This is a genomic window from Sulfuricurvum sp., assembly GCF_036279695.1.
In the GTDB taxonomy this organism is placed as follows: domain Bacteria; phylum Campylobacterota; class Campylobacteria; order Campylobacterales; family Sulfurimonadaceae; genus Sulfuricurvum.
The window spans coordinates 1-4,413 of record NZ_DASUIQ010000080.1 but is presented as its reverse complement, the minus strand read 5'-3'; the positions used below and the strand labels follow the sequence as shown (position 1 = coordinate 4,413).

4 protein-coding genes and 1 pseudogene are annotated in these 4,413 nt (G+C 47.0%); 4 read left to right on the top strand and 1 reads right to left on the bottom strand.

Translation table 11 applies throughout. The annotated features are described in order from the left end of the window. The 4 genes and pseudogenes from VFW36_RS08020 to VFW36_RS08005 form a co-directional block, all read left to right on the top strand. Positions 1–207: pseudogene (locus VFW36_RS08020) on the top strand (hypothetical protein); the annotation flags it as partial. Beyond that, a complete protein-coding gene (hypF, locus tag VFW36_RS08015) occupies positions 185–2,428 on the top strand; it encodes a carbamoyltransferase HypF (protein ID WP_329658289.1) in 2,244 nt (747 codons plus the stop codon). The pseudogene VFW36_RS08020 and the gene hypF, both read left to right, overlap by 23 nt. Then, positions 2,418–2,975 carry a hydrogenase maturation protease gene (locus tag VFW36_RS08010; RefSeq protein WP_329658288.1) on the top strand — a complete coding sequence of 186 codons (558 nt, stop codon included), beginning with the start codon at positions 2,418–2,420 and terminating at the stop codon, positions 2,973–2,975. The genes hypF and VFW36_RS08010 overlap by 11 nt, the downstream gene beginning before the upstream one ends. Next, complete coding sequence (locus VFW36_RS08005; RefSeq protein ID WP_329658287.1) at positions 2,975–3,505, top strand: HyaD/HybD family hydrogenase maturation endopeptidase; 531 nt, start codon at positions 2,975–2,977, stop codon at positions 3,503–3,505. The genes VFW36_RS08010 and VFW36_RS08005 overlap by 1 nt, the downstream gene beginning before the upstream one ends. A gap of 52 nt (positions 3,506–3,557) precedes the next feature. Here VFW36_RS08005 and VFW36_RS08000 read toward each other — a convergent pair. After that, on the bottom strand, positions 3,558–4,413 hold an 856-nt coding region (locus VFW36_RS08000; protein WP_329658286.1), incomplete at its 5' end, for a hypothetical protein.

The following is a 4,413-nucleotide window of genomic DNA, read 5'->3' as shown; positions in this document are numbered from 1 at the left end:
GAATCTTTCGGAGACTATTTCAGCGAACTGCTCACCGAGATAAAAGGGAAAACTAAAGCGACCGATATTGTCCTATGCGGCACCTATTTTGCCGGACAGTCGCTCTTTAGCCGTCTACAGAGAAATTTGAAGGCAACTCCTATTTTAATGAATACGAGTTATCCGATTGGGAAGGAAAATTGCGTTGTCGGCGGTATTTTCTTATAAAATTTTAGTTAAAGGGATAGTGCAAGGGGTCGGATTTCGCCCGTTTGTCTACCGTGAAGCAACCCGTTATGCTATTGTCGGATTTGTCTGCAATACTCCAGAGGGTGTCGTGATCGAAGCCCACGGGACGCAGTGTGAGTCGTTTATAAAAGCGTTAAGAGAAAACCTCCCCGACCGTGCTCGTATCGATTCGATGGAGATTGAAGCGTCTGAATTTGCGCCGTTCAGCGATTTTGAGATTCGTGAGAGTACTTTGGGATTTGGATCGGTTGCTATTCCTCTCGACACTGCTTTGTGTTCCGCCTGTCAAGCCGAAATGGATGATCACTCTAATCGACGTTACCGTTATCCATTTATCAACTGCACCGATTGCGGCCCTCGCTATACTATCATTCAAACCCCTCCCTATGATCGTGTCCGTACCTCGATGAAACATTTTACGATGTGTTCGGAGTGTTTAGAGGAATACAACAACCCAACTTCTCGCCGTTATCATGCCGAACCGATCAGCTGTCCCAATTGTGGTCCTAAACTAAGATTCCTTGATAATAGAGGAGACGAGATTGCGGGAGATCCGATTGCTCTTGCCGTAGATATGCTCAAATCGGGAAAAATCATCGCTCTCAAAGGGCTGGGGGGATTTCATCTGATGTGCGATGCCACTTCGGATACTGCCGTGGCGGAATTGCGACTGCGCAAACACCGTAAAGCCAAACCGTTAGCGGTGATGTTCGGTTCACTCGAACAGCTTGAAACGTATGTATCGATCAATGAGGTGGAAAGAAACCATATCACGGGTTCCATCAAGCCTATCGTGATCGTTGATGCTAAAGCTGGGACAAACTTATCCACTCAGATTGCCCCCCATATTCAGAGATTAGGGGTATTTCTCCCCTATACCCCGCTTCATCGGTTGTTGTTTGATCGAATAGATTTCCCCCTCGTCGCGACGAGTGCCAACATCAGCGATGAGCCGATAATGATCCGCTCTTCCGAGATAGTGAGTCGGTTGGCTCATGTCGTGGACGGTATACTCGATCATGATCGCACCATTATCAATGCCCTCGATGATGCGGTGATCCAGATTGCCGAGGATCGGGTGGTGATGTTGCGTCTGGGGCGCGGATTCGCCCCTCATACCTTTGCTTTGCAACACCCTTCCGACAACGCGGTTTTAGCTCTCGGTGCACATCAAAAAAGTGCGATTGCACTGGGAGTCAAAGAGAACATGATCCTCAGCCCCCATATCGGAGATTTGGGAAGCGTGGAAGCCGATGGTTATTTTGAGCGGACGGTGCAAACGTTCAAACGGTTTTATGACGTTGAACCCTCTGTGCTCGTACACGATCTCCATCCGCAGTACGCTTCGAGTGTGTATGCTCTGTCGCAAAAAAAAGAGCACTACGGCATCCAGCACCATTACGCCCATATCCTTGCCTGCATGGCGGAGTATGGACTGAGCGAAAAAGTACTCGGCTTTGCGTTTGATGGTACGGGGTACGGAGCGGACGGGAGTCTGTGGGGGGGAGAGGTGATGATCGCCGATACACATGGCTATGAGCGGATCGGATTTTTAAAACCGTTTGCCCTCTTAGGCGGGGACAAAGCGATCAAAGAACCGCGACGGATTGCCCTGTCGCTGTTGTTTGAGAGTTATAGTCTCGATGAGGTGATGAGTCTAAAATCACCGACGGTGGAAGCTTTTTTACCTCATGAGATCCGAACTCTGCACCACATGTGGCTCAAAAATATCAACGCTCCCCGTAGTTCATCGATGGGAAGACTTTTTGATGCGGTAGCGTCTCTAGGGGGATTCGTCCAAAGCCTCGATTACGAGGGGCAGGGGGGGATGATGATGGAGTCGTTTGTGGAGGATTCCATCACCGAACCGTTTATTTTTGAGGTGCATGAGGGTGTGATAGACCTCTCCCCTATGGTTCGAGAAATTATCTCTCTAGAGGGGGATAAAACAGAGATTGCCAGCCGTTTTATTTCTACGGTAGAAGCGATCATGAGCTATTATGCCGATCAATATCCTGCATTGCCGATAGTTGTCGGAGGAGGGGTATTTCAAAACCGCGCTTTGATGGCACGGCTCTATCGCTGTTTCAGTGAGGGGCGGTTTTATGCTCAACAGCAAACGCCGATTAATGACGGCTCGATTGCGCTCGGTCAGCTTTATTACGCATTACACAATACAAAGGAAAAGTATGGACGCTAAAGTAGCCCTAATCGGTTCAGGGAACGCATTTTTTATGGATGAGGGGATCGGATTGTATGCCGGTAAATACTTCAAAGAGAACTTCACCTATGATCCGCCGCTCGATGTTGTCGATGGGGGGACGCTTGGGTTTCGTTTGATGCCGCTGCTCCAAGAGTATGAGCACGTGTTGATTGTCAATACCAGTTCCGATGATGCTTTGGCGGTGGGGACGATAGTGGTGATGAGTGGCGATGAGCTGATAGAGCATCAGGGGATCAAAAAAACGGCGAACGAAGTTGAGATTACCGAGATGCTCCAAATCTGTTCGATGGCGTCTCATTGTGCGGCAACAACAATGGTGAGTATCGTCCCCGAAGACATTATCAGCGTCTGCGTCGATATAACTCCCGCACTGCGTGCGCATTGGGAGAGCTATATCGAGATGATCGTATCTGAACTCGCCAAATGCGGTATTACGGCTACGTTAAAAAATGAGGTTATGAGTCTGGATGAGATCATCGAGCAGTTTGCTAACCCTAGTATCGAACACTCCAAAGGATTCTGATGAGCACAGTGGTATTGGGGGTCGGCAATGTCCTCGAAGAGGACGACGGGATCGGAATTTACGCGTGTGCCTTTCTAAATGCCAACTATACCTTCACCCCCGACATAGAGATCATCAACGGCGGTGTTGAGGGGATCAATTTGCTTAACCTCTTTATGGAGAATGACCGTATCATTATTCTCGATACGATCAATCTCGATGATGAGGCAGGGAGTATCTACAATATCCCATCCTATGAACTCAGCGGTTATGGGCTTAACAGCGGCGGAGCACATGAGGTAGGGGTGATGCAGTGTCTGGATATGATCGAGCTGATGGGACAGAGCCTCCCCGAATCGAACGTTATCGGGATTATCCCCAAAAGTATCACGTTTCATATGGGACTGAGCGATGAACTAAGTAAGCATTTTAATAACTATATAAATACAGTTATTAACTACTTAAAAACTATAAATATCAGTTCTAAACAGAACGAATTGCAAAAAAGTTTAGAGGAAATTATCGAAGAGTTTAAATATCCGAGCCGGTAGGGTGAAGAGGGTGACCACCGCTCAAGAAGCGGCGGCGAGTTTGAGAGAGGTTTTAAAAAGCAGACTCTTGTGCATTCGCAGGTGATGGTTCCTCGTTTGAAGGGGGGATCGGTGTTTCATATTCCGTTTCGGTATCGGAGGGGGTATCACTGTTATCCGTCGCCGGAGCTACACTTTGGTTTGCTTCGACAACCGTCCATGTCCCCTCTTCGGGATTAAAGATTTGCTCCCCTACTACGAGTGAAAAATTTTCTTCACCACCGGAGAGCATTGAAGCAATACCGACGGTTAGCACTCCGGTTAAAACAATTGTTCCGAGTATAAAGAGGGCGATGGTGCTTGATTTGATTTTTGTCTCTTCGGTTGAGTTTTTAGGATTTCGTATCAACAGCAGTGCAATCATAAATAAGCCAGAAACGATCACTCCGACAGAGATAACTCCCAGTCCCAACATCGTTTTTGCACGTTTTTCGGACTGATGTTTTTTGGCAACTTGTTGCTGGAATTGGTGTTTTTGTGAATAGATAGAAAAATAAACATCCAGTTCTTCTTGGGCTTTCCCTTTGGTTAGATCATCCGAAAAGATCACAAGTTGTTCAAGCGCATCGATAGAAGTTTTTTGATCATACGAACCCACCGCATTTAAAAGATAGGTCGTAATCTCTTTGAATGACGCTTCGTAGTGAGGGTCTTTATCCCCTATACCATTTTGAAATAATACTTTTTTAGCAATTTTTTCAGCCAAATCCACCGCATTTTTATGACCTGTCGCCGTATCGATCTCGGATGCGGATTTTTTGGCACTTTTTTGCAACAGCAGTGTGTTCACTTCTTCGGGAGTAACCTCGATAGTACTTGAGTAGTTGTTCGAGAGGGAGTTATAAATCGTGATCCCTCCCGTTAAAATC